The following is a 4,296-nucleotide window of genomic DNA, read 5'->3' as shown; positions in this document are numbered from 1 at the left end:
CGATCACGCGCGTCATCCAGGCGCGCTCCTCGGGAAGGAAGCCGCTGTTCTTCTGGTTGCTCTTCCAGTTCTTCAAGTCGATCTCGCGGTGCGCGATGTTCACGTCCCCGACGAGGATGAACTCGCGCTCGGCCTTGAGCCTTTGCAAGTGCGGATAGAACACCGCAAGGAATCGGAACTTCGCCTGCTGGCGTTCCTCGGAGCTCGACCCGCTCGGGAAGTAGCAGCTGATGATGGAGAGCTTGCGCTGCGGCGTGTCGAAGCGGGCCTCGACATAGCGGCCTTCTTCATCGAACTCGCCGCCATCGAAGCCGGTGCTCACCTCGCTCGGCGCCTTGCGCGTGTACAGGCCCACGCCGGAGTAGCCCTTCTTCTCGGCACAGTGGAAACGCCCGGCCAGGCCAGCCACCGTATCGAAGCGCTCGCCCATGTCGCCCGGCTGGGCCTTGAGCTCCTGCACGCCCATACAATCGATTTCCGCCTGTTCGGCCCACTCGACCCAGCCCTTGTTCGCGGCCGAGCGAATGCCGTTGAGGTTGAGCGAAACCACACGCAACACGGCGCACTCCAGACGATGACGACCCCTTCGCCGGCTTTGCAGACGACACCGCAGCCGAGCCCGCGCGACGCACTCGCGCAGGAATTCGTCGCCTTCGCGGTCGAGGCCGGCGTGCTGCGGTTCGGGGAGTTCAGGACCAAGGCCGGACGGCTTTCGCCCTATTTCTTCAACGCCGGCCTGTTCGACGACGGCGCCAAGCTCGGCCGCCTGGCCGAATTCTATGCACGCCGGCTGGCCGCTTCGGGCCTGGGCTTCGACCTGCTGTTCGGCCCGGCGTACAAGGGCATCGCGCTGGCCGCGGCCGTGGCGATGGAGTGCGCGCGGCAGGGACGCAACGTGCCCTACGCCTACAACCGCAAGGAAGCCAAGGACCATGGCGAAGGCGGCAGCCTGGTCGGCGCCAAGATGGCCGGGCGTGTGGTGATCGTCGACGACGTCATGTCGGCCGGCACCTCGGTGCTGGAATCGGTCGCGATGATCGAGGCCGCCGGCGCGGTGCCGGTCGGCGTGGCGATCGCCCTCGACCGCCAGGAGCGCACGGGCGGCGAAGCCGGCGAGGGCAAACATTCAGCCGTGCAGTTCGTGCAAAGTGAACTAGGTTTGCAGGTCTGCGCCATTGCGACACTGGACGACCTGCTGCAGTATCTGGCGCAGGGGGCCGACCCCGCACTGTCGGAGTACCTGCCCCGTGTGCAGGCGTATCGCGACCGTTACGGGGTCTGAATGCGGCTGTCTCGAATGTTGTCTGGAATGGAGAGTTCGGTGATGGGGATCGCACGTTCGCAAGCCTGGGCCGGCATGTTGCTCGGCGCGGCGCTCGCCGCTGGCGCGTTGCCGGCGCAGGCGCAGGCCAAGCCGGCGGGCCTGGGCGCCATCTTCACCTGCGTCAATGCGGGCGGCCGCAACCTGACGGCCGATCGCCCGATCGCCGAATGCCTGGACCGCCAGCAGCGCGTGCTTAACAGCGACGGCTCGCTGCGCATGATCCTGCAACCCAGCCTCACCTCCGACGAGCGCGCGGCCCTCGAGGAAACCGAACGCCGCAAGCTGCACGAGCGCTCCGCCCGGCTGGATGCCATCCGCCGCGACCGCAACCTGATCGCCCGGTATCCCAACGAAGCCGCCCACGACCGCGCGCGCCACGTGGCGCTCGATCCCGTTCGCAATGCACTGCAGGCATCGGAGGAGCGCGTGAGCGAACTGCGCAAGGAACGCCAGCCGCTGATGGCCGAGACCGAGTTCTACCGCGGCAAGCCCGTGCCGGCCAAGCTGACGAGCCAGATCGATGCGGTGGACGTGAGCATCGAGGCGCAGCGCGCGCTGGGCCTCAATCAGCAGGCGGAACTCGAGCGCGTCAACGGCCTGTACGACGCCGAACTGGGGCGTCTGAGGCGCCTGTGGAGCGGCGCCGAGCCGGGTTCGCTGGGACCGCTGCCGCAGTCGGCGTTGGCCGGCGCGGGGCGCTGAGCCTGTAGTCGGCTGCTGACTGGGGCGGGGCGGCCCTGAGCCGGGAGGGCTCGCTCGCTGCGGGCCGGCCGGCCGTACTCAGGCCAGCTTCTTTTTCAGCAGTTCGCCCAGCTGGGCCGGGTTGGCGCTGCCCTTGCTGGCCTTCATGGCCTGGCCGACCAGCGCGTTGAAAGCCTTGTCCTTGCCGGCGCGGTATTCGTCGACCGACTTCGGGTTGGCGGCAAGCACGGCATCGACGATGCGTTCGAGTTCGCTGCTGTCGGACAACTGCTTCAAGCCCTTGGCGGCGATCACCGCGTCGACTTCGGCGGTCCCTGCACCCGCCGAAAACGTGGTCGAAGAAGGCAATACCTTGCCGGGCACCACTGCGTCGCGGCTGGAACTGAACATCCAGAGCTCGTCGAACACCTGTTTCGCGCCGTTGTTGGAAACCGTGCCATCGGCAATGCGCGCGATGAGCGCGGCCAGGGTCTCGGGAGCGATCGGGCTGCTTTCGATGCCGCGCTCCTCGGCGTTGAGCCGGCGCGAGACTTCGCCCATCAGCCAGTTGGCGGCCATCTTGGCCGGCGCCCCGGCCGCCTTGACCGACTCGTAGAAGCGCGCGAACGCCAGGCTCTGCGTCATCACGAGCGCGTCGGCGGCGGCCAGCCCGTCCTCGCGCTCGAAGCGCGCGGCCATGCTGCGCGGCAGCTCCGGCATCTCGCCGCTGACCCGCTCGATCCAGGCCGACTCGATCACCAGCGGCGGCAGGTCCGGGTCCGGGAAGTAGCGGTAGTCGTGCGCGTCTTCCTTGCTGCGCATGGCGCGCGTTTCGCCCGTGCCGGCGTCGAACAGCACGGTGGCCTGATGGACCTGCAGGCCGTCTTCGATCTGGTCGATCTGCCACTGCACCTCGAAGTCGATGGCCTGCGCCATGTGGCGAAAACTGTTGAGGTTCTTGATCTCGCGCCGGGTGCCGTAAGGCGCGCCCGGGCGGCGAACCGACACATTGGCGTCGCAGCGAAAGCTGCCCTCCTGCATGTTGCCGTCGCAGATGCCCAGCCACACCACCAGCGCGTGCAATGCCTTGGCGTACTCGACCGCCTCCTTGCTGGAGCGCATGTCGGGCTCGGAGACGATCTCCAGCAGCGGCGTGCCCGCCCGGTTGAGGTCGATGCCCGACTGGTCCTCGAAGCCCTCGTGCACCGACTTGCCGGCATCCTCTTCGAGGTGCGCGCGTGTCAGTCGCACGCTGTGCGGCACGCCGGCCAGGTGAAATTCGACCGTGCCGCCCTGCACGACCGGCAGCTCGTACTGGCTGATCTGGTAGCCCTTGGGCAGATCGGGATAGAAGTAGTTCTTGCGCGCGAAGATCGACAGCGGCGCGATGGTGCCGCCCACCGCCAGGCCCAGGCGGATCGCGCGCTCGACCGCGCCGCGGTTGAGCACCGGCAGCGTGCCGGGCAGCGCCAGATCGACCGCGCTTGCCTGGGTGTTCGGGCTGGCACCGAAGGCCGTCGAGGCGCCCGAAAAAATCTTCGACGCCGTGGCGAGTTGCGTGTGCGTCTCGAGGCCGATGACGACCTCGTAGCCGCGGGTGAGTGCGGGAGGGCTCATCTCAAAAGCCGTGCGGCACGCGGAGGTGGAAGTCCGTCGCCTGCTGGAGCGCATGCGCGGTGTGCAGAAGCGGCGCCTCCTGCCAGTAATTGCCGATCAGCTGCAGCCCGACCGGCATGCCGGCTTCGCCGAAACCGGCCGGCACGCTCATGCCCGGCAGGCCCGCCAGACTGGCTGGCAGGGTGAAGATGTCGGTCAGGTACTCGGCCACCGGGTCGCTCTGCGAGCCGAGCTTGCGGGCCACCGTGGGCGCTACGGGGCCGGCGATGAGGTCGCAGCGCAAGAAGGCGGCCTGGAAATCGTCAGCGATCATGCGGCGCAGCTTTTGGGCCTGGAGATAGTAGGCGTCGTAGTAGCCGTGCGAGAGCACATAGGTACCGATCATGATGCGGCGCTTGACCTCGGGCCCGAAACCCTCGCTGCGGCTCTTGCGGTACATGTCGAGCAGGTCGGTGTAGTCGGTCGCCCGGTGTCCGTATCTCACACCGTCGAAGCGCGAGAGGTTCGAGCTGGCTTCGGCCGGCGCGATGATGTAGTAGACGGGAATGGACAGCTCGGTGCGCGGAAGGCTCACATCGACCAGGCTCGCACCCAGCCGCTCCAGCTCGGCCAGCGCGGCCCGCACGGCGCGCGCCACATCGGTCGCCACCGCGGTGCCGAAGAACTCCTGCGGC

At 67.9% G+C, this 4,296-nt stretch carries 5 protein-coding genes; 2 read left to right on the top strand and 3 right to left on the bottom strand.

Features of this window, described 5'->3' with window-relative positions; all coding sequences use genetic code 11:
* On the bottom strand, positions 1 to 559 hold a 559-nt coding region (locus H0W38_RS17575), incomplete at its 3' end, for an exodeoxyribonuclease III (protein ID WP_292456474.1).
* Between the two features lie 15 nt (positions 560 to 574).
* Here H0W38_RS17575 and pyrE point away from each other — a divergent pair.
* Together pyrE and H0W38_RS17565 are read left to right on the top strand one after the other, a co-directional pair.
* The gene (pyrE, locus tag H0W38_RS17570) at positions 575 to 1,282 is read left to right on the top strand and encodes an orotate phosphoribosyltransferase (RefSeq protein WP_292456471.1); all 708 of its coding nucleotides are present in this window, start codon (positions 575 to 577) and stop codon (positions 1,280 to 1,282) included.
* A gap of 42 nt (positions 1,283 to 1,324) precedes the next feature.
* Positions 1,325 to 2,026, top strand: a complete 702-nt coding sequence (locus tag H0W38_RS17565; protein WP_292456469.1) for a hypothetical protein — start codon at positions 1,325 to 1,327, stop codon at positions 2,024 to 2,026.
* 78 nt (positions 2,027 to 2,104) lie between these two features.
* On the opposite strand, the gene gatB is transcribed toward H0W38_RS17565, so the two are convergent.
* Together gatB and H0W38_RS17555 are read right to left on the bottom strand one after the other, a co-directional pair.
* A complete protein-coding gene (gene gatB, locus H0W38_RS17560; RefSeq protein ID WP_292456466.1) occupies positions 2,105 to 3,622 on the bottom strand; it encodes an Asp-tRNA(Asn)/Glu-tRNA(Gln) amidotransferase subunit GatB in 1,518 nt (505 codons plus the stop codon).
* A gap of 1 nt (position 3,623) precedes the next feature.
* Positions 3,624 to 4,296, bottom strand: a 673-nt coding sequence (locus tag H0W38_RS17555) for an amidase family protein (RefSeq protein ID WP_292456464.1), incomplete at its 5' end; no start/stop codon positions are given.

It is taken from the genome of Methylibium sp., assembly GCF_013817365.1.
Lineage (GTDB): Bacteria > Pseudomonadota > Gammaproteobacteria > Burkholderiales > Burkholderiaceae_C > Methylibium.
Note: the sequence above shows the minus strand (reverse complement) of the source record. Positions and strands in the feature narration are given on the sequence as shown.